This window comes from Curtobacterium sp. Leaf261 (assembly GCF_001422205.1).
Classification (GTDB): domain Bacteria; phylum Actinomycetota; class Actinomycetes; order Actinomycetales; family Microbacteriaceae; genus Curtobacterium.
The window spans coordinates 163,942-184,320 of sequence record NZ_LMMJ01000008.1; the positions used below are offsets into that span (position 1 = coordinate 163,942).

Annotated in this window: 14 protein-coding genes; 6 read left to right on the forward strand and 8 right to left on the reverse strand. The window is 71.3% G+C overall.

Annotated elements, in window-relative coordinates; all coding sequences use genetic code 11:
* The first annotated feature begins 41 nt into the window (after positions 1-41).
* The 3 genes from glmU to ASF23_RS09025 all read left to right on the forward strand — a co-directional run bounded on the left by glmU (position 42) and on the right by ASF23_RS09025 (position 3,428).
* Complete coding sequence (gene glmU / locus ASF23_RS09015; RefSeq protein ID WP_055952071.1) at positions 42-1,526, forward strand: bifunctional UDP-N-acetylglucosamine diphosphorylase/glucosamine-1-phosphate N-acetyltransferase GlmU; 1,485 nt, start codon at positions 42-44, stop codon at positions 1,524-1,526.
* A 44-nt stretch (positions 1,527-1,570) separates the two neighbouring features.
* The gene (locus ASF23_RS09020) at positions 1,571-2,548 is read left to right on the forward strand and encodes a ribose-phosphate diphosphokinase (RefSeq protein WP_055953105.1); all 978 of its coding nucleotides are present in this window, start codon (positions 1,571-1,573) and stop codon (positions 2,546-2,548) included.
* Between the two features lie 61 nt (positions 2,549-2,609).
* Positions 2,610-3,428 carry a putative protein N(5)-glutamine methyltransferase gene (locus ASF23_RS09025; protein WP_055952074.1) on the forward strand — a complete coding sequence of 273 codons (819 nt, stop codon included), beginning with the start codon at positions 2,610-2,612 and terminating at the stop codon, positions 3,426-3,428.
* A gap of 21 nt (positions 3,429-3,449) precedes the next feature.
* Here ASF23_RS09025 and ASF23_RS09030 read toward each other — a convergent pair whose 3' ends face one another.
* The 6 genes from ASF23_RS09030 to ASF23_RS09055 all read right to left on the reverse strand — a co-directional run bounded on the left by ASF23_RS09030 (position 3,450) and on the right by ASF23_RS09055 (position 14,368).
* Positions 3,450-4,895, reverse strand: coding sequence for an L-fucose/L-arabinose isomerase family protein (locus ASF23_RS09030; RefSeq protein ID WP_055952076.1), 1,446 nt, complete (start codon positions 4,893-4,895; stop codon positions 3,450-3,452).
* Complete coding sequence (locus ASF23_RS09035) at positions 4,892-8,818, reverse strand: hypothetical protein (protein ID WP_156364413.1); 3,927 nt, start codon at positions 8,816-8,818, stop codon at positions 4,892-4,894. Before ASF23_RS09035 ends, ASF23_RS09030 begins: the two co-directional genes overlap by 4 nt.
* A gap of 179 nt (positions 8,819-8,997) precedes the next feature.
* Positions 8,998-9,921 (reverse strand): ATP-binding cassette domain-containing protein, encoded by a 924-nt coding sequence (locus ASF23_RS09040; protein ID WP_055953108.1) that lies wholly within the window; start codon positions 9,919-9,921, stop codon positions 8,998-9,000.
* Complete coding sequence (locus ASF23_RS09045; protein ID WP_082473976.1) at positions 9,921-11,783, reverse strand: dipeptide/oligopeptide/nickel ABC transporter permease/ATP-binding protein; 1,863 nt, start codon at positions 11,781-11,783, stop codon at positions 9,921-9,923. Before ASF23_RS09045 ends, ASF23_RS09040 begins: the two co-directional genes overlap by 1 nt.
* 19 nt (positions 11,784-11,802) lie before the next feature.
* Positions 11,803-12,744 carry an ABC transporter permease gene (locus tag ASF23_RS09050; RefSeq protein ID WP_055952082.1) on the reverse strand — a complete coding sequence of 314 codons (942 nt, stop codon included), beginning with the start codon at positions 12,742-12,744 and terminating at the stop codon, positions 11,803-11,805.
* Between the two features lie 88 nt (positions 12,745-12,832).
* Positions 12,833-14,368, reverse strand: a complete 1,536-nt coding sequence (locus ASF23_RS09055; protein WP_055952085.1) for an ABC transporter substrate-binding protein — start codon at positions 14,366-14,368, stop codon at positions 12,833-12,835.
* A 192-nt stretch (positions 14,369-14,560) separates the two neighbouring features.
* On the opposite strand from ASF23_RS09055, the gene ASF23_RS09060 reads away from it, so the two are divergent.
* The gene (locus ASF23_RS09060) at positions 14,561-15,577 is read left to right on the forward strand and encodes a LacI family DNA-binding transcriptional regulator (RefSeq protein ID WP_055952088.1); all 1,017 of its coding nucleotides are present in this window, start codon (positions 14,561-14,563) and stop codon (positions 15,575-15,577) included.
* 87 nt (positions 15,578-15,664) lie between these two features.
* Positions 15,665-16,183, forward strand: a complete 519-nt coding sequence (locus tag ASF23_RS09065; RefSeq protein ID WP_055952092.1) for an acyltransferase — start codon at positions 15,665-15,667, stop codon at positions 16,181-16,183.
* Between the two features lie 124 nt (positions 16,184-16,307).
* Here the strand turns inward: ASF23_RS09065 and ASF23_RS09070 are convergent, their stop codons facing one another.
* Complete coding sequence (locus ASF23_RS09070; protein WP_442855019.1) at positions 16,308-17,984, reverse strand: molybdopterin-dependent oxidoreductase; 1,677 nt, start codon at positions 17,982-17,984, stop codon at positions 16,308-16,310.
* 56 nt (positions 17,985-18,040) lie between these two features.
* On the opposite strand from ASF23_RS09070, the gene ASF23_RS09075 reads away from it, so the two are divergent.
* Positions 18,041-18,706: a hypothetical protein gene (locus ASF23_RS09075; RefSeq protein ID WP_055952095.1), complete on the forward strand. Its 666-nt coding sequence runs from the start codon at positions 18,041-18,043 to the stop codon at positions 18,704-18,706.
* 162 nt (positions 18,707-18,868) lie between these two features.
* Here the strand turns inward: ASF23_RS09075 and gndA are convergent, their stop codons facing one another.
* Entirely contained in the window at positions 18,869-20,344 is a 1,476-nt protein-coding gene (gene gndA, locus ASF23_RS09080) for an NADP-dependent phosphogluconate dehydrogenase (protein WP_055952098.1), read from the reverse strand.
* Positions 20,345-20,379: the final 35 nt, after the last annotated feature.

Genomic DNA, 20,379 nt, shown 5'->3' on the forward strand with positions numbered 1-20,379 from the left:
TCGCGGTGCGCTGGCGGCTCGGGGTGGGCCAGGATGGTGACATGACCGACCAGCGGATCGCCGTCGTCGTCCTGGCCGCAGGCCAGGGCACGCGCATGAAGTCCTCCACGCCCAAGGTGCTGCACCGGCTCGCCGGCCTGCCGCTCGTCGCCCACGTGCTCCGCACCGCCGAGTCCCTGCAGCCGGAGCACCTCGCCGTCGTCGTGCGCCACGAGCGGGACCGTGTCGCCGCAGAGGTCGCCGAACGCATGCCGGACGCGATCATCGTCGACCAGGACGACGTCCCCGGCACCGGCAGGGCCGTCGAGGTCGCGGTCGACGCCCTGCCCGCGGACTTCGACGGCGTCGTCGTGGTGCTCAGCGCCGACGTGCCGCTGCTCGACCGCGAGTCGCTCGCGGCGCTGGTGCGGGCCCACGCCGGGGGCGGGCCTCGTGCCGGGGACGGGCCCCGTGCCGGGGACGGGCCCCGCGCCGGGAACGCGGTCACCTTCGTCAGCGCGATCGCCCCGGACCCCACCGGCCTCGGCCGCATCCTCCGCGACGAGCACGGCGCGTTCGCGGGCGTCGTCGAGCAGAAGGACGCCACCGAGGAACAGCGCCTGATCACCGAGACGAACGCCGGCATCTACGCGTTCGACGTCGCGCACCTCCGGGTCGTCCTGCCGCTCATCACGACGGAGAACGCGCAGGGCGAGAAGTACATCACCGACGCACCGGCACTCATCGCCGCACGGGGCGGGCACATCGACGTGCTCACCCTCGGCGACCCGTGGCTCGTCGCCGGGATCAACGACCGCGCACAGCTCGGCGACGCCGCCCGGAAGCTGAACGACCGCATCGTCCGGGGACACCAGCTCGCGGGCGTGACGGTCGCGGACCCGTCCTCCACCTGGATCGACCTCGACGTGTCCATCGAGCCCGATGCGCTGATCCTGCCGAACACACAGCTCGAGGGTGCGACGGCGATCGCCACGGGCGCCGTCGTCGGACCCGACACGACGCTCCGCGACACCGAGGTCGGCGCCGGCGCGCACGTCAGCCGGACCGACGCGACACTCGCGGTGATCGGCGACCGGGCGACCGTCGGACCGTTCGCGTACCTCCGCCCGGGGTCGTACCTCGGCGAGGACGGCAAGATCGGCACGTTCGTCGAGACCAAGAACGCGCGGATCGGCCGGGGGAGCAAGGTCCCGCACCTGTCCTACGTCGGGGATGCGGAGATCGGCGAGGAGTCGAACATCGGCGCGAACACGATCTTCGCGAACTACGACGGCGTCGCCAAGCACCGCACCGAGGTCGGCTCCCACGTGCGGACCGGATCGCACAACGTCTTCGTCGCCCCCGTTAGGATTGGCGACGGGGCGTACACGGGAGCGGGAACGACAGTGCGCAAGGACGTGCCCGCCGGCTCGCTCGCCATCAGCTACGCCCCACAGCGGATCACCGAGGGCTGGGTCGAGCAACACCGACCCGGAACCGCGGCGGCACGGGCTGCCGCAGCTGCCGACGAGTCCCGCGGCGAATGACACCCCACGAACGCGGCCACTTCGGCCAGGGAGCGAGCACACAGTTGTCCGGAATCAAGATGACCGGCCAGAAGCGACTCGTCCTGGTGTCGGGGCGTGCGCATCCGAAGCTCGCCGAGGACATCGCGACCGAGCTCGGCCTCGAGCTGGTGCCGACCGACGCCCGGACCTTCGCGAACGGTGAGCTCTACGCCCGCTTCGACGAGTCGGTCCGAGGCTGCGACGCGTTCGTCATCCAGTCGCACACCGCGCCGATCAACGAGTGGCTCATGGAGCAGCTCATCATCGTCGACGCCCTGAAGCGCGCCTCCGCCAAGCGCATCACGGTCGTCGCGCCCTTCTACCCGTACGCCCGTCAGGACAAGAAGGGCCGTGGCCGCGAGCCGATCTCTGCGCGACTCGTCGCCGACCTGTTCAAGGCCGCTGGTGCGCACCGGATCATGAGCGTCGACCTGCACGCCCCGCAGATCCAGGGCTTCTTCGACGGCCCGGTCGACCACCTCTTCGCGATGCCGGTGCTCCTCAAGCACTTCAAGGAGCAGCTCGATCCGTCGACGCTGACCGTCGTCTCGCCGGACATGGGCCGCGTGCGCGTCGCCGACATCTGGAGCGAGAAGCTCGGCGCCCCGCTCGCGATCATCCACAAGCGCCGTGACCCGCTCGTGCCGAACCAGGTCAGCGTGCACGAGATCGTCGGTGACGTCTCGGGGCGGGTGTGCCTGATCGTCGACGACCTCATCGACACGGGCCGGACCATCGCCAAGGCCGCCGAGGCGCTCAAGGCCGCCGGAGCGATCGGCGTGGTCGTCGCCGCGACCCACGCCGTGTTCTCCGACCCGGCCACGGAGCTCCTGCAGAGCGAGTTCATCGACGAGGTCGTCGTGACCGACACACTGCCCCTCCCCGCGGAGAAGCAGTTCCCGGGCCTGACCATCCTGCCGATCGCCCCGCTCGTCGCCCGTGCGATCCACGAGGTGTTCGACGACGGTTCGGTCACCTCGATGTTCGACGGCGCAGCGTAGCGGCACCGTCGAACCATGGGCGCAGCCGACGGTCCCATCTCGCTGACGTGAGCCGGCCTGCATGACCGGTGTTCCCCAGCAGGCCGGTTCGCCCGCGCACACCGCCCTCACCGCCCGGCTCCGAGCTGCCGGGAGCGTGTTCGCCGAGGACGAGGCCGCGCTCATCCTGTCCGTCGCCGACGGTGACCCCGCGCGACTGCGGACCTTCGTCACGCGTCGCGTCGCGGGGGAGCCGCTGGAGTACGTCCTTGGGTTCGTCGACTTCGCAGGCCTCCGACTCCGGGTCGCGGACGGGGTGTTCGTCCCACGGCAGCGCACCGCGTTCCTCGTCGCGACGGCCGCGTCCCTCCTGGTGCCCGGCGACGCGGTGGTCGATCTCTGCTGCGGTGTCGGTGCGATCGGGGCGGCACTGCTCCAGCGCGTCGGAGCACTCGACCTGGTGGCAGCGGACATCGATCCCGACGCCGTCGAGGTCGCCCGCGAGAACCTCGGTGACCACGCGAGTGTCGTCCTCGGCGACCTCTTCGAGCCGCTGCCCGACCGTCTCCGTGGCCGCGTGGACGTCATCGCCGTGAACGCGCCCTACGTGCCCACGGAGGCGATCGCCCTCCTGCCCCCGGAGGCGCGGGCGTACGAGCACCGCGTCGCGCTCGACGGCGGCACCGACGGCCTCGACCTGCACCGGCGGATCGCCGGTTCGGCGTCCGAGTGGCTGCGCCCCGGCGGCGCCGTGGTGATCGAGGTGAGCGCGGCGCAGTCCGACGCGTCGGTCGCGGTCTTCACCGCAGCCGGACTGGAGGCGCGGATCGCGACCGACGACGAGGCGGACGCGACCTGTGTGGTCGCGGTGCGCACGGGCCTCCCGTCCGTCCCTGCCTGACCACCCGCCGGACCGGTCGGGTCAGCACTGCCGGAACGCCACCCCCACGAGCTCGGCCGCCGCACGGTAGTCGGCCGCGCGGTGCCCGAGCGACAGCGACCAGTGGTGGCCGACGCCGGTCGTGCTCCATTCGTCCACCCACTCGCCGGGATCGCGGCCGAAGTCGACGCGCGACGTCGTGTTCCCGATCTGCAGGAGCGGGCCGTCGACGACCTCGCCCTCGGACGCGATGAACGCCAGGCTGCCGTCGCGGTCCTGCCCGAGACCGAGCAGGGTCACCGGCCCGTGCTGCACGTCGAACTCGACCGACACCCCCCAGCCCGCCTTGCCGTGGTAGACCCCGAGTCCGCGGAGCAGCGGGTCGCGCGCGGACACCGCGAGGTTCGCCGGTCCGTCGTGCCCCATCTCGACGACGCCGTCCTCGAAGTCGAGCGCCTGGAGCTCGCAGAACGACCCACCCGCACCGGACACCTGGGTGACGAGCTGCGCGACGGTCGTCCGGAGCTCGTACTCGCCGGTCGTCGGGATGCCCCGCGCCGTGAGCAACGACGCACCGAGGATCATCCCCGCGCCGAGCCGTTCGTGCTGCTCGCCGTCGAGTCCGCGGTGGTAGTAGGCGAGGCTGTCGAGGTCGGCGTCCGCGACGAGGCGGTCGAGACCGACCGAGACCCGGGCACTCCACGCGAGGTCGTCGGCCTGCACGGACCCGTCGACGGTGAACACCTCGCGCGCGAGGGCGACGCGCTCCGCGGTCTCCCGGTCGGTGACACGCTCGACGCGGTGCCGGAGATCGTCGAACTCGAGGACCTCGACGTGCGAGCCGAACGTCGTCGGGAGGAGCGTCAGGTCGGTCGAGACGTCGAGCATCCCCGGGTAGAGGTGTCCCATCAGTCCGTGTCGCGCGGTCCGGAGCCGCGCACGGACGTCCGCGGCACGGACCCATCGGCCGATGCGGTCCCACGCCGACTCCTGCCGGAGCCACCCGGACACCGACCGGAACGGGACACCGGCGCGTCGGAACACGTTGCCGATCTCCGGGATCGGACACTGCCCGCAGTACGCCAGCCACTCCCCGGTGCCGAACGCCGCGTGGTCCATGCGCGCGGTGGGCTGCAGGTCGACCACGAGCACCGGGGTACCGGTGCGCTGCGCGATCGGCAGCACCATCGAGGACGTCAGGTACGTCGCGACGAAGAGCACGATGAGGTCGCAGTCGACCGCACGGAGACGCTCCGCTGCCCTGGCGGCATCGCTCGCGTCGGAGACGAAGCCGGCGTCGACGACGTCCGCGTCCATCGACTCGAACCGCCCGACGACGTGCGCCGCGGACGCCTCGAGCTGGGGGAGGAGGTCCGGGAACTGCGGCCAGTACGCGCCGAGCCCGCCGGACACCAGCCCGATCCGCGTGCGCCGGCGACGGTGCAGCGGGAGGAGCTCGCCGACCGGGGCTGCCTGGTGGGTGGTCATCGCTGGACTCCGTCCGAGGCGGGCGTGGCTGGCGTGTTGCTCGGGACGCGCTGCAGCTCGACCGGGCCGTGGATGCCGTGTCGGAGCTGCGCGGGCGTGAAGAAGGTCGACTGGGTGGCGGCGGCGTACCGGGGACCGAGCGTCCCGTACACCGTCACGGCGACCTCGTGCGTGCCCGGGCCCGCTGCGAGGTCGAACGCGAACGGCGCACAGAACGCGCTGTCGACGCGCTCGCCGTCGAGTTCGACCGCGACGGCACCGCGCACCCGACCGAGGTCGAGCCGGAGCCGTTCCCCGGCGCCGACCTCGACGGTCGTGGCGTACCGGACCCCGCCGCTCCACGCGACGAGTCCCTGGTCCGCCCAGTCCTGGAACCGGGCCGGAGTCGGAGCCGTCCGCACGACGATCGGGGCGGGCCACGCGGCGCCGCCCGTCGAGAACGCCCGTGCAGCCAGGGTGACCGCCATCGTGGTCGGCTCGGTCGTCGGTGCCCGGAGGACGACGGTCCGCTCGGGGGGCAGGGTGTCGCCGCCGAGCTCCACGTGCGCGGGGTCCACCGGCAGCTCGACGCTCGTCGTGCCCGCCGGGAGCAGGAACTCGAAGCGCTCGGTGCGCTCCTCGCCGGTCGCCGCGGTCTCGAACGCCACACTCGGCACCCCGACCTCGGGTGGTCCGCTCAGCCAGTGCGCAGCGGCGAGGGGGTGCGGGCGCCGGGCTGCTCGGGCGTGCACGGTCGAGCCGGTCCGTGCCGGCAGGAGGACGGGATCGGCGTCCAGGGGACCGACCGCCCACCCGGGCCCACTCGGCACCGCGGTCGCCGTGCCGTCCGGTGTCCGGGCGACGAGGTCGACGAACAGCGGGGTGTCTGCGAGGACGCTCTCGGTCCGCACCTGCACCTCGTGGTCGCCGGCGTCGAGCGGCCCGAGCTCGTGCGAGAAGTACATCGGGTTGTCGCCGAGCCCCGACTCGTAGTACTCGACCTTCTCCTGGCGGGCGACCGGTTCGCCGTCGAGGAACACCGTCAGGGCGGACGGCGACCCCGTGACGACCAGGACGTCGGACGCCGCCTGGTCGAGGTGGAACGGACGGCGGAACAGGGCGGTCCCGTCGTCGAGCCCGGCGTCCCCGGCGCCCATGAACTCGGGCCGTGGCACACGCGTACCGGGCTGGTCGAACGTGAACGACGACAGGAGGTGCGCCGGGGCATCGTGTCCCGCCTGGACACCCGGCGTGCCGAGGTGGTACTCGAGCAGACCCGTCCGCGCCGCGAACGTCACGCGGGCGGTCCGGTCGTGGCCGCTGCCGGGGAGGTCGAGCTCCACGCCGTCGAACCACGCGCGGACCGGGGAGGCGGACGAGATGGTGAGGTCGAGCTCGCCGGGTGCCCCGACGCGGACGACGGCACGGACCGCGGTCTCCGACCCGTGGGCCGGGGTCGGAGCGACGACGAAGTCCTCGGCCACGAAGCCCTTCGGGTCCTGGGGTGTGCTCGTCGCGGAGTCGCGCCCGGTCGTCGCCGACCAGCGCTGCACCGTCCACGACGACTCGTCAGGCGAACCGCCCGCCGGGAACGGCTGACTGACCAGGAGTTCCTGCCCGACGGTGACGCGCACCGGCGTCCGTTCGGTCCCCTGCACGAGGTCGACCGTCCAGATCTCGAACGGGATCGCGTCCGTGCTGGCCGGCAGGGCGAAGTCGCCCCACCGGTTGTCGAGCGTCGGGACGAGCTCCTGGGTCCACGCGGCGTCCACGACGGAGGCCGACGCCGGGGCCGCGTCCGGTGCCGGGGCCGCGTCCGACACCGGGGCCGGGGCCACGGCGGTGCCCGAGCCCGTCCGCCACACCGCCACGACGAGCGGCGCCCCCGCGGAGTCGATCTCGATGGTGCTCGACGAGCCGTCCGTCGCCGCCGCGAACCCCGCCGGCATGCGGACACCCGTCGCCGGGTTCCACAGCTCCGCCTCCACGACGCGTCCGGCCACGAGGAGTTCGTCACCGGCCGCGTACCGGTCGGCGTCGAAGTCGATGTCCTCCCAGCCGCCCGAGCCGACCCCGGTCCGGAGCGGGAACGCCGTCGCGTTCGGGAACGCACCCGGCACGAGCGCCATCCCGTGGTCACCGAGCCGCTGTGCCCGGACACCGTGCGACGCCCGGGCGAACCGGAGGACCGAGGAGATCGCGTCGACCGCGTCCGCTGCCGTGGCCACGCGCTCGACCCTGGGGTCGTCGAGCGGTGTGGCCCCGACCGCGACGACCCGTCCACCGGCGTCGAGCAGCGCCACGAGTCGCGCGGTGACGTCCTCGGTCAGCGTGGAGACCTCCGGCAGGATCATCGTGCCGAACCGGAAGCCGTTCACGTCGAGCGCACCGTAGGCCGCCGTCGACCGCACGAGCGAGTCGTCGTCCACGATGTCGAAGTCGATCCCCGCCTGGTCGAGGAGCCCCGGCGCCGCGCGGAACCAGTCGTTCTTGCCGGCGAGTGCCATGTAGGTGCGCTGTGACACGTCGACGCCCGGGTACTCGGGGCCGACGTCACCGTCCAGGAAGTGGTCGATCGGCAGGTCCGGCGGCAGCTCGCGCTGGATCGACGTCGAGGGGTAGAGCAGCCCCACGTCGACCGCGTGCCGACCCCACGTCAGGAGCGCCGAGACACGGGCCACGGCGGTCGCGAAGTCGGCGTACACGGCGTAGTAGGGCTGCCGGAAGTCCGTCGACGGCGGCGCCCACTCGAACCAGCCCGCCTGGAGTCCGTAGTAGCTCGCGTGCGGGTTGTAGAGGTTCGCGCCGCTCCGGAAGAACGGGATCAGCCAGTCCCAGGTCTCCTCGAGCGTCCCGCCCCAGCCGCTCGAGTGGAACGACTCGATCCAGACGCGCGGGTGGTCGTACAGGTCGGCCATCGACGAGTGCACCCTGGCGTCGCCCTCGTGGTCGCTCCCGACCGCGTCGAACCACCGGTGCGTCGTGAAGTAGTCGCCGTAGAGCTGCGAGCTCTGGGTCGGGACGCCGGCACGTGCCGGGTTCATCTGGTCCGCACCGATGAGCATCCCGCGCGACCGGTGCCACTCGCCGAGCGGACGGAAGAACGCCTCCTCGGCGAGGAGCGTCCGGACACGGTGGTAGTCCGCGCGCACGGCAGCGCTCGCCGGGTCGTCGTGGTCCCAGAGCGCGGGGAGGACCGCGAGCAGGTGGTGCCCCGTCTCCGCGGCGAACCGGTCGGCGAACCCTGCGGACCACGTCGGCATCGCGGGGAGCTCGTCCTGGAAGCTGCCGACGATCGTCGTGCCCACGTGCTCGGGGACCCGCCGCTCGTACTCGCCGTGCACGAAGTCGACGAGCAGCGCAACCGCGTCCTGGTCGAGGTAGTCGAACGAGGTCTCGCGCCACACCACGACTCGCACGCGTCGGCCTGCCGCACCCGCGTCGACGCGGGTGTCGACGACGTCGTACCGATGCCATCCGGCGTCCGTGGCGACCTCGTCGTAGACACCGATGACGTGCTCGCGCGGTTCGGTCGGCACGGTGCCGTCGGCCGCGACGACACCGACGCGCGACCGGAGGGACCGTCCCGCGGCCTCGGGGTGCCGCGCGGTGATGAGCCCCTGGATGTTCGCGCCGGAGAAGCCGATCTGGTCGTAGAACCAGAGCCGGATGCCGAGGTCCGCGGCACGCTCGCACGTGAACCGGAACAGGTCCCACCAGCGCTCGCCGAACCACACCGGCTCGTCCGGCTGTGCACCGTAGGTGGGACCCTTCGGCGCGAGGTTCATCAGGACGAGGTTCAGGATGCCGCCGTCGGCGAAGCGCTGGAGCTGCCAGGCGATGCCCTCCTCGGTGACGGTGCCGCCGCTCCACCACCAGAGCGGGGTCGGACCGTACTCGGTCGGTGGGTTCTCGAATCGCTCGACGAGCGTTGGATCGATCACGGGGGTCACTCTTCTCTGGTCCGCCTGCGGCGGACCGTCTGCTGGTGCTGGTGCTGGTGCTGGTGCTGGTGCTGGTCTGGTGGGCTGCGGTCGGTGGACCTGAGCGGGATCGGACGGGAGGATCGGGGCGGGCGTGCACCGCGCCTCCAGTCCGTGGGACGGCGGCCGGGGAACCGCGGTCAGCGCGCCGACGTCGTGGCCGGTTCGACCGTCCACGGATCGCCCGCTGCGCCGGTGTGCTCGAGGAGCGTCCGCTGCGCCTCGAGCAGCCGGTGCCGGTCGGCGCGCCGCTGCTCCTGCGCGACCGGGTCCGGGACCGGGGTCGCCATCTGCAGCCGCTGCGTGTACGGGTGCTCCGGATGCAGTGCGACGGTGTCGGCGTCGTCGAGCTCGACGATCTCGCCGTTCAGGAGCACTGCCGTCCGGTCGCTCATCCGGCGCACGACGCCGAGGTCGTGGCTGATGAACACGTAGGCGACACCGGTGCGCTGCTGGATCTCGGTGAGGAGGTCGAGGACACGCGACTGCGTCGTCATGTCGAGAGCGCTGGTCGGCTCGTCGCAGATGATGAGCTCCGGCTCGAGGGCCAGTGCCCGGGCGATCGCGATGCGCTGCCGCTGACCGCCGGAGAACTCGCGCGCCAGGCGGCTCCCGGCGTCGCTCGGCAACCCGACCGCGTCGAGGAGCCTGGCGACGGTGTCGCGTCCCGCCGGTGCGTGCCGGACCCGGAGGGGCTCGGTGAGGATGTCCTCGATCGTCAGCGACGGGTTGAGCGAGGAGTACGGGTCCTGGAACACGACCTGGATGCCCTGCGCGAGACGGCGTCGCCGAGACCGGGAGAGGTCGTCGATCCGGGTGCCGTGGAACGCGATCGAGCCGCCCGTGACAGGGGCGAGGCCGAGGATCGCGCGACCGATCGTCGTCTTGCCGGAGCCGGACTCGCCGACGAGGCCGAGGGTCTCGCCGCGGCCGACGTCGAACGAGACGCCGCGGATGATCTGCGCGGTCTTCCGGAAGCCCCGGGCCGGGTAGGCCACCTCGAGGTCCCGCACGCGGAGGAGGGGCTCGGTGCTGGTGTTGGCTGCGTCGCTGGTGTCGGGCATCATGCCTCCGGGTCGGTCGTCGCGGCGAGCAGCTCGCGCGTGTACGGGTGCTGGGGTGCCGCGAACACCGCTCGGACGTCGCCGGTCTCGACGATCCGCCCGGCCTGCATGACGCTCACGGTGTCGCAGAGGTCCGCGACGACGCCGAGGTTGTGCGTGACGAGCACCATGCCGAGCCCGCGTTCGTCGCGGATCTCCCGGAGCAGGTCGAGCACGTCGGCCTGGATCGTGACGTCCAGCGCCGTCGTCGGCTCGTCCGCGAGGATCACGTCGGGGTCACCGGCGATCGCGCCCGTGATGAGCACGCGCTGCGCCATCCCGCCGGAGATCTCGTGCGGGTACATCCGGAACACCGACTCCGGGTCCTTGATGCCGACGCGGGCGAGGAGCGCGAGCAGCTCCGTCCGCGCCTGTCGCCGACTGACCTGCTTCACCGCGCGGAGGCCGACGACGAGCTGTTGTCCGACGGTGAGCGTCGGGTCGAGGTTGCTCATCGGCTCCTGCGGCACGTAGGCGATCCGTCGTCCGCGGACCGCGTGGAGCGCTGCCCGGTCGCCGAGGAGTTCGCGGCCGTCGAAGGTGATCGACCCGGCGACGACGGCTTCCTTGGGCAGGATGTCGAGCACCGAGAAGACCGTCTGGGACTTGCCGGACCCGGACTCCCCGACGAGGCCGTGGATGACGCCACGACGGACCTCGAGGTCGATGCCGCGGACCACCTCGCTGACGCCGTCGGGGTTGGGGTAGGCCACGTGCAGGTCCTCGATGCGGAGGAGGGTGTCCGCGTCGCGGGCGTCTGCGGCCCGGGCGTCGGTCGGCCGGGCGTTCGCAGTTCGGGCGTCGGTCGTTCGGGCGTCCGTCGTTCGGGTGGCGGGCGGTGACAGGCGGTCGCGGAGGGCCGCCCGCTCCCGCCGGTTCAGCACCGACGGCGTCGTGACGACCTGGAGCACGTCCCGCAGCGCGTTGCCGAGCAGCACGAGGACGAGCGTCGTGATGCTGATGAGCAGGGTCGGTGCGACGACGGCGCCCGGGTTCTGGTAGATCGACGCGAAGGACGTCTGCAGGATCCCGCCCCACGACGCCTGGCGGGGGTTGCCGAGCCCGAGGAACTCGAGCCCCGCCTGGATCCCGATCCCCGCAGCCAGCACGAAGGAACTCTGGATGATCACCGGAGCGCGCACCGCGATGAGCACGTGGCGCGCGATGATCCGCAGGTCGGACAGGCCCGAGACCCGTGCGGCGTCGATGTACAGCTCCCGCCGCACCTGCGTCACGACAGCCCGGACGAGTCGGAAGTACGACGGTGCGATGAGCAGACCGAAGACCGCCATCGCGATGAGGATCGACGGCCCGATCACCGTGTAGAGCGCGATGAGGAGCACCGTCCCGGGGAGTGCGAGCACCACATCGGAGATCCAGCTCGAGACCCGATCGGTCCATCCGCCGAAGAAGCCGGCGAACAGCCCGGCGGTGACCCCGACCGCGACCGACACGACGAGCACGACCACGCAGGCGAGCAGCGTGCCGCGCGACGCCCAGAGCAGACGCGACAGGATGTCCCGTCCCGACGAGTCGCCGCCGAGCACGAACGGCCCGTCGAACGGCTTCGCGTTCGTGAACTCGATCCGCGTGAGGTTCTGGTCGAACGGCGCGAGGAGCGGCGCGAGGAACGCGAGCGCGACGAGCACCGCCAGGAACGCGATGCAGATCATCGCCGTCGGGTTGCGCAGCAGCCGGCTCACGGTCGACCGCCTGGCGGAGCGCGCGCTGGTCGCGGCGGCGTCCGTGGGACCGCTCGGGCCACCGGGGCCTCGTGCGCCGGCGTCCTCGATCGTGCCGGCGGTGATCTGTTCGACGCTCATGCCTGTCTCACCTTCGGGGTCATGCCTGTCTCGCCTTCGGGTTGAGCCACGCCGCTGCGATGTCCGCGAGCAGGTTCACCACGACGACCACGACGATCGTGAAGAGCACGCAGCCCATCACCGCCGGGACGTCCCCCTGGAGTGCCGTGGAGACCGTCAGGTCGCCGACGCCCGGCAGCGCGAAGATCCGCTCGATGAGCACGACGCCTCCGAGCAGGCCGATCGTCTGGAGCCCGAGGATCGTCAGGCCCGGGCCCGCAGCGCTCCGCAGGACGTGCGCGAACACGATGCGGCGTTCGCTGATGCCACGGGAGCGGAGCGTGCGGACGAAGTCCTGCGCGAGGACGTCGGCCACCGCGCCGCGGAACTGCTGGGCAGCGCCGCCGACTGAACCGACCAGCACGGCCAGCACGGGGAGGGTCAGCGCACCGAGCCACCCCGTGACGCTCGTCGTCGGGGACACGTAGCCCGTCGCGGGCAGGAGCCGGAGCCCGATCGCGAGCGTCAGGACGAGCAGGATCGCGACGATGAAGCCGGGGACGGCCGAGCCGAGCACGCTGACGAACTGCAGCACCCGGTCGATCCATCCCCCGTAGACCGCCGCAGCGACCCCGACGAGGATGCTGATCACGGCCGTGAGCAGCAGGATGATGACGGCGAGGCTCGCCGTCACGGGAACCCTGGTCGCCAGCATCGACGTGATCGACTCCTGTGTGAAGTAGCTCCGGCCGAGCGAGCCGGTGAACAGGTCACCGAGCCAGTGCAGGTACTGGGTGACGACCGGCTGGTCGAGGCCCAGCTCGACCACCTTGGCGCGGACCGTCGCCTGCGTGGCCTCCTTGCCGAGGATCGCCCGGGCGATGCCGGGGCCGTTGCCGAACACGAGCATGTAGGTGCCCGCCGTCACGATGAACGTGAGGAACACGGCCGACACCAGCCGGCGTGCGATGAGCCTCAACACGCTCGGTCACCGTGCCGTGCCGCACTCCGCCGCGGATCCGGGTGCCGCACCGTCATCGGGTCCCGCACCGGCTTCGGGCGTCGCACCGTCATCGGAAGTCCCACAGGTTCGGGATCAGGTGGAACTGGTCCGTCTGCTTCGGGGCGATGTCCGAGCTCGTCAGGGCGAAGTAGCTGTTCACGTCCACCCACGGCGCGTACCACGCCTGATCGACCACGATCGCGTTGATCGCTCTGAAGTTCGCGTCCGCCGCGCTGCCCTGCAGCGACTGCGCCTTGTCGAGCATCGGCTGGAGCGTGTCGTCGCTGGTCTGTCGCACGTTCCAGATCGAGTCCGGCTGCAGGGACTGCACCGTGTCGAACAGCGAGTCCGCGGTGCCGAGCTGGATCGGGAACATCGGGAAGTCGCCGCGGAGCACCTTGTCCTGCGCGGTCGGGCCGGAGATCGTGACCTGGTCGACGGTGATGTTCAGCAGCTTCAACTGCTGGACCACCATCGGGATCAGCTTGTTCCCGCTGCCGTCGTCACTCGCCTGGTTCGGGATCTGCACCGTGAAGCCGTCCGCGTACCCGGCCTCCTTCATGAGCGACTTGGCCTTCGCCACGTCGTAGGGATACTCGTCGTCGAGCTGCTTCTGGTACGCGGTCTCGTTCGGCGTGAAGATCTGCGTGGTGGGTGTCGCCTCGCCGTCGAACAGGCCCTTGGCGATCGCCTTCCGGTCGAACACCATGTTGATCGCACGCCGCACGCGGACGTCGCCGAGGGCGGGGACGGTCGTGCCGGCGCGGTCCGCGATCGCGAGGCCGTTCCAGGCGGACAGGTGCGAGAGGACCTTGAGCCCGGCCGACGACGCCTCCGACGCGGTGGACTGGTCGATCGCCGCGCCCTGGATCTGGTTCGACCGGAGTGCGTTCAGGCGGGCGTTGACGTCCGGCATGACCTTGATGACGAGGTTCTGGTACGGGTAGTCCTTCGCGTCCCAGTAGTCCTTGCGCTTGGTGTACGTGTAGACCGAGCCGCTGGTCGTCTTCGATGCGACGAGCGTGTAGGGCCCGGAGCTGACGACGTCGGACCCGACGTTCTTGCTGTCGAGCTGCGTCGGACTCGCGACGATGCCGGGCGCGAAGCACATGAAGGTCGGCAACTGGCCGGTGGACTGCGGCGCGGTGAGGACGACCGTCTTGTCGTCCGGTGCGGTGATCTTCATGTCCTTGATCCGGCCCGCGTCGCTGCCACCGCCCGTCTGCATGTGCTCGAGCGTCGCCTTGACGGCCGCGGCGTCGACGGGGGAGCCGTCGGAGAACTTCATGCCGGACCGGATCGTCATCGTGAGGACCTTGGCGTCGTCGCTCATCGAGAACTTGGACGCGGCCGAGGGGTGTACGTCGCCGTTCTGGTCACACTTGAGGAGCGTGTCGTACACGGCGTGCCATCGCCAGATGAGGTCGCCGGCGCTCGACTGCAGCGCCGGGTCGAGCGACGGCGGACGGCCGGAGACGGCGAGCGTCAGCGTGTCCTTGTCCGACGAGGCGCTCTGCCCACCCGACGAGCAGCCCGTGAGCGCGGCGGCCGACAGCACGGCCGTGGCGGCCGCGATCGCGATCCGCGTCTTCGTTCGTAGCATGGTGACTCCTTTGTCGACGTCGTCGAAGGAGCGCGCGTGAACGCGACGTCATCGTCGACGAGGGGTATCTGCGACCGATTTTTTAATCGATTAAAAGTGAGGATGCACCTCACGGACGGCGCTGTCAAGACCCCGCTCGGCACCGCGTGCAGTGCGGCAACGCGGAACGTCGAAGCGTGCTTGACTTGCCGAATGGCGGGTATCCAGGACCTCGGACTCGCAGCCGTCGCGCAGCTCGCCGGGGTCTCGACGGCCACCGTGTCGAACACCATCAACCGCCCGGAGATGGTGACGGCCCGCACCCGCGGCAAGGTCGAGGCGGCGATCCGGGAACTCGACTTCGTCCCGAACCGCGCGGCAGCGGCGCTCCGGACCGGGTTCAGCCGGCTCTTCGGCCTCGTCATCCCGGACGTGGTGAACCCGTTCTACGCGAGCATCGTCGACGCGGTCTCCGACGCCGCGGACCGTGACGGCTACTCGCTCGCGCTCTGCGTCAGCCACGACGACCCGGCCAAGGAGCTCCGCCAGCTCGACACGCTCGCCCAGCAGCGGGCGGCCGGTGCCCTCGTGGTGCCCTTGACCGCAGACTCGTCGCGCCTCTCGACGCTCCGCAAGGTCGGGTCGCGCCTGGTGCTCGTGGACCGCGTGGCCGACCCGGCGGAGAGCTGCTCGGTGGCGATCGACGACCGGCTCGGGGGAGCGCTCGCCGCGGGGCACCTGCTCGACGCACCGGGGCAGGGCCTCACGCTCGTGAACGGTCTGCGCACGATCCGCCAGTGCGAGGACCGGCGGAACGGCACGCGGGACGCGCTCTCCGACCGAGGGCTCGACCCAGCACGGCTGGTGGAGTACGAGACCGACTCGATGACGATCGAGTCCGGTGTCGCGATCGGGCACCGGCTCGCGACCGAGGGCGCTCCCCGACGCGTGTTCTGCACGAACGACCAGCTCGCGATCGGGGTCATCCGAGGGCTCGCGGCATCCGGTGTCGCGACCCCGACCGACGCCGTCGTCGTCGGGTACGGCGACCTCGCATTCTCGACCGAGGGTGCACTGCCCCTGACGACGGTCGGGCAGCCGAAGCGCCTGATGGGTGACACCGCCGTGCAGCGACTCCTCGCGGAGCTCCGCGAGGGCGACGCGCACCGGCACGTGACGACGCTCCTCGAACCGACACTCGTCGTGCGGGAGTCGTCGAGTCCGCACTGAGCGGCCCGCCGCGAGACCGGGCCAGCCATGAATGTATTACATGTAGTATTGTAACTGACCGTCATCCCCGCGACCGATCAGGACCCGATGCTCCCCCTCAGCCTCCCTCTCGCCGTTGCCCCGCTCGTCCGTCGGGCTGGCCCTGCCGCCTACCGCCGCTTCGTCGCCGGTGTCCTGCGACGGCGCGGTGCGGAAGTCGGTGAAGCCCTGTGGCTGAGCAGCCGCGCGTACTACGACCCGGGGCCGGACTGCCTCTTGACGATCGAGGACGGCGTCGTCGTCAGCAACGACGTCAGGCTGCTCACGCACGACTTCAGCATGACGAACGTCGCGCGCGAGCTCAGTGCGCTCGCCGAGGACGAATCCCTGCACATGCGGTCCCGTATCGTGCTCCGCCGCAACGCGTTCGTCGGCATGGGGGCGATCGTGCTACCAGGGGTGACGATCGGTCGAGGCAGCGTCGTCGGAGCGGGGTCGGTCGTGACGAAGGACGTGCCGGACGGCGTCGTGGTCGCGGGGAACCCCGCGCGCGCAGTGACCTCGATCGAGGAGTACCACGTGCGCCGTCGCGGCGAGCAGGTCCTCGAACGCACTGCGACGGACTGAGCCACGCGACCAGCTGAGCCGCTTCCCCGCAGGACCAACGCCCGACAGGACCGCCCAGATCCCGATCAACCGACGGCCCGTCGTCCGGACACGGACAGCGTCAGCGCGCCAACTGCGGACGACGTCAGCGCGCGGTGACCGTCACCGAGTGCCAGCCCGTCGCCCCGTTCGGCGCCGGGGGCCGCTCGACGCTCGTCTGCACGGTGCCGTCGGCGCTCACGGCCCGGACACTGACGGTGTGCGTGCCCTTCGTGGCGGTCCAGCGGTGCACCCACTGCCGCCAGGTGTCCGCCGACACCGAGTCGGCCAGCTCCGCATCGGTCCAGTCGCCCTCGTCGATGCGCACCTGCACGGCCTTGACGCCCGTGTGCGGCTGCCAAGCGACACCGGCGATCGCGACGCGGTCACCGACGTCCACGGTGGTCCCGGAGGCGGGGGTGTCGATCCGGGACTCGAGCTTGACCGGACCCCTGGCGCTCCAGCCGCGCGGGGTCCAGTAGCCCTCGGCGTCCGCGAACCGTGTCACGGTCATCTCGGTCACCCACTTCGTCGCGGAGACGTAACCGAACAACCCGGGGACGACCATCCGCACGGGGAACCCGTGGACGTCGGGGAGCGGCTCGCCGTTCATGCCGACGGCGAGGATGGCGTCGGTGCCGTCGTCCTGGAGCACGTCGAGCGGGGTCCCGGCGGTGAACCCGTCGACGCTCCGCGAGAGCACCATGTCCGCGTCGGCGTGCGGAGCGGCCTTCGCGAGCAGCTTGCGGATCGGGTACCCGAGCCAGAGCGCGTTCCCGATGAGGTCTCCGCCGACCTCGTTCGACACGCAGCTCATCGTGGCCATGTGCTCCTCGAGCGGCATCGCCAGCAGTTCGTCGTAGCCGATCTCGATCTCGTTGTCGACCATCCCGTGGATGCGGAGCTTCCAGGTCGTGGGGTCGATCGACGGCACGCTGAGCGCCGTGTCGATCCGGTAGAAGTCGGCGTTCGGGGTCACGTAGGGGCTGATCCCCGTGACGTCGAGCGAGGCTCCGGACGGCACCGGGGTCTCCTGGACGGCGGCCTTCGGCAGGTGGACGGCACGACGTGCGGCCGCGGCCGCGGTGCGTGCGGAGTCGACGACGCGGGCGCTCACGCCGACGACGAGGGACGCGGCACCTGCGGCGACCGCCCAGGCGAGGAACGCTCGTCGTTCCACGGCCGCACTGGAGGAACGGCCCGGCTCCGTCGCGCTCGGCACCCGGCCGCGCTGCTCGGCAGCCATCCACCCGCGGAGCCGCGACGACATCCGGCGCAGCACGACGACTGCGACGGCCACACCGATCACGCTCGGCGCGCCGTCGAGGGACCCGCTGCCGGACCTCGTGGTCACCGCGACGAGGGCGAGCACACCGCCGATGCCGAACACCACGGCGCCGAACGGCGGACGGCGGGCCTCGAGCACACCGGCGCCGGCGGTGATGACGGCCAGCAGGACGCCCATCAGCACGAACAGCGCGGCCTTGTCGCCCGTGCTGAAGAGCGAGACCATGAGGTCCTTCACCCAGCGGGGGGCGAGGTCGATCGCGGCGGATCCCACCGCGACGAGCGGGCTCCCGGCGCCGCCGAGCAGCAGCGCGACGACCTCGGCGCCCGCGAGGAACGCGGCACCCGCGACGACCCCGGACAGGGCGGCGAACCAAGTCCATCGATGCCCGTCACCCCGCTCGGAGCCGCGCGACGAGGGGTGTCCGGGCATCGGGGGTCCGCCGACGACGGGAGCGTCCTCGTCGAGGGGCTGTTCCGGAGCGTGTGTGGTCACCGGGCGATCGTACGTCCGGGGCCTGATCGCCAGGCTGAGCGTGCGAGGATCGTCCTGTGCGACCAGACCCCGGACCCGCGCCCGAACTCGGGCGAGAACGGCGTGCGGCCGACCGGCTCTCGGTCTTCCGCTGGGCGATCCTCGGCGTGTGGGCGACGCTCCTGATCGTGCGGGTCGGACTCGCGTCCTGGGACCCGGATGCGAACCTGTCGGTCCTCGGGTCCGTGCAGATCGCGTCGATCGTGGTCGGTGTCGTGGTGGTCGTCTCCGGGCTCCTGCACTCCTGGGTGCTCCGGCGTCGTCGGGTCGACGACGCCCTCGGTGCGGCGGTCCGTCGGTTCGACCCCACCGTGCGTCTCGTGCCGGCGAAGCCCACGCCGGAACTCCGTGACGCCGTGACGGCCGAGCACCCGGAGATCGCTCTCGCCGACGAACTGCTGTGGGGTTTCGGCGCCACGGAGGCGTCGCTCTGGCAGCTCGACGGGCTGCGCGCGGTGCGGGTGCTCGTCATCGGCTGGGACCGCATCGTGCACGTCGCCCTCGAGGACGGCCCCACCCCGGACGCCGCCGTCGTCGCCCTGCACTACATCAGGCCGGACGACGACGGCGCAGTGGCCTCGTTCCTCGTCCGCCGAGCACTCGGGGCGAGCCGGACGCTGGGTCATGGACAGCGCATCGAGCAGCTCGTGCACGACCTCGCGGCGGAACGCATCACGCACTGACCCGAGTCGGGCGGACGGCCGGCGTGCCGGGCCCGCACCGTCCCTCCAGGCCGATGACAAGTGCCCATCTGTCGGGCGGATGACCCGCACCCGACAGATGGGCACTTCTCAACGTGCCGCCGCGCCGCGCTGCGCCGAGGCGCGCCGTGCCGACGCGCGCGCTCAGTGCGTGGACGGCTCCTGTTCGACCTCGCGACGGTCGTCGTCGGACCACAGCGTGTGGAACGTGCCGTCCTTGTCGGTGCGCTGGTAGGTGTGCGCGCCGAAGAAGTCACGGAGACCCTGGATGAGTGCTGCGGGAAGCCGCTCGGACGACAGCGAGTCGAAGTACGCGAGCGCGGACGAGAACCCGGGAGCCGGGATGCCCGACGCTGCGGCGAGCCCGACGATGCGGCGCCACGCGGCCTCACCCTCCTTGACCGCGTCCGCGAAGTACGGGTCGACCAGCAGTGACTCGAGCTTCGGGTTCTTGTCGTACGCCTCGACGATGCGGTTCAGGAACTGGGCCCGGATGATGCAGCCCCCGCGCCAGATCTTGGCCATGTCACCGAGGTTGATGTCCCAGTCGTACTCCTTGGCGCCCGCGATGATGAGGTCGAACCCCTGCGCGTACGCGACGACCTTCGAGGCGTAGAGCGCAGCACGGACGTCGTCCTCGAAGCCCTCCGGTGCGGTGGGGACGTCCGGACGGTCCGGGAACGCCTTCCGCACGGCCTCGCGCTGCTCGGGCTTGCTCGACACCGCCCGCGCGAACACGGCCTCGCCGATGCCCGAGACCGGGATGCCGAGGCCGACCGCGTTCTGCACGGTCCAGACACCGGTGCCCTTCGACCCGGCCTGGTCGACGATGACGTCCACGAGGGCGCCGCCGCTCGAGGGGTCCTGCTGCTTGAGGACCTCGCCGGTGATCTCGATGAGGTACGACTCGAGGTCGCCGTCGTTCCACTGCTCGAACACCTTGACGAGCTCGTCGGTGGAGTGCCCGCCGACGCGGCGGAGCAGGTCGTACGACTCGGCGATGAGCTGCATGTCGGCGTACTCGATGCCGTTGTGCACCATCTTGACGAAGTGCCCAGCACCGTCCGTGCCCACGTGGGTGACACACGGCTCGCCCTCGGCGACGGCGGCGATGGACTTGAGGATCGGGCCGAGCGTCTCCCACGCCTCGTCGGACCCACCGGGCATGATCGACGGGCCCTCGAGCGCTCCGACCTCGCCACCGGAGATGCCGGTCCCGACGAAGTTCAGCTGCTTGTCCTTGAGCTCCGCCTCGCGACGGATGGTGTCGTGGAAGTTCGCGTTGCCGCCGTCGACGATGATGTCGCCGGGCTCGAAGCGCTCGGCGAGCTGTCCGATCACGGCGTCGGTGCCCTTGCCGGCCTGCACCATGATGATCGCGGTCCGCGGCTTCGACAGCGAGGCGACGAAGTCGTCGATCGACTCGGATGCGATGAATCCGGCGTCACCGTGCTCGGCCATGAGCTCCTCGGTGCGCGCGTACGTGCGGTTGTAGACCGCGACGGTGTTGCCCTCGCGCGACGCGAGGTTCCGTGCGAGGTTCGATCCCATCACGGCGAGGCCGATGACCCCGATGTTCGCCTGCTGTTCAGCCACCTGTGGCTCCTTATGTCCTGACATGCTGGAACGGTCGATTCCGAGCCTATGGGGACCGG

Excerpts from the sequence above, each read along its gene's own strand:
- glmU (WP_055952071.1), top strand. The coding sequence starts at position 42 with ATGACCGACCAGCGGATCGCCGTCGTCGTCCTGGCCGCAGGCCAGGGC.
- ASF23_RS09025 (WP_055952074.1), top strand. The coding sequence starts at position 2,610 with ATGACCGGTGTTCCCCAGCAGGCCGGTTCGCCCGCGCACACCGCCCTC.
- ASF23_RS09030 (WP_055952076.1), bottom strand. The coding sequence starts at position 4,895 with ATGACCACCCACCAGGCAGCCCCGGTCGGCGAGCTCCTCCCGCTGCAC.
- ASF23_RS09040 (WP_055953108.1), bottom strand. The coding sequence starts at position 9,921 with ATGCCCGACACCAGCGACGCAGCCAACACCAGCACCGAGCCCCTCCTC.
- ASF23_RS09045 (WP_082473976.1), bottom strand. The coding sequence starts at position 11,783 with ATGAGCGTCGAACAGATCACCGCCGGCACGATCGAGGACGCCGGCGCA.
- ASF23_RS09055 (WP_055952085.1), bottom strand. The coding sequence starts at position 14,368 with ATGCTACGAACGAAGACGCGGATCGCGATCGCGGCCGCCACGGCCGTG.
- ASF23_RS09060 (WP_055952088.1), top strand. The coding sequence starts at position 14,561 with ATGGCGGGTATCCAGGACCTCGGACTCGCAGCCGTCGCGCAGCTCGCC.
- ASF23_RS09065 (WP_055952092.1), top strand. The coding sequence starts at position 15,665 with ATGCTCCCCCTCAGCCTCCCTCTCGCCGTTGCCCCGCTCGTCCGTCGG.
- gndA (WP_055952098.1), bottom strand. The coding sequence starts at position 20,344 with ATGTCAGGACATAAGGAGCCACAGGTGGCTGAACAGCAGGCGAACATC.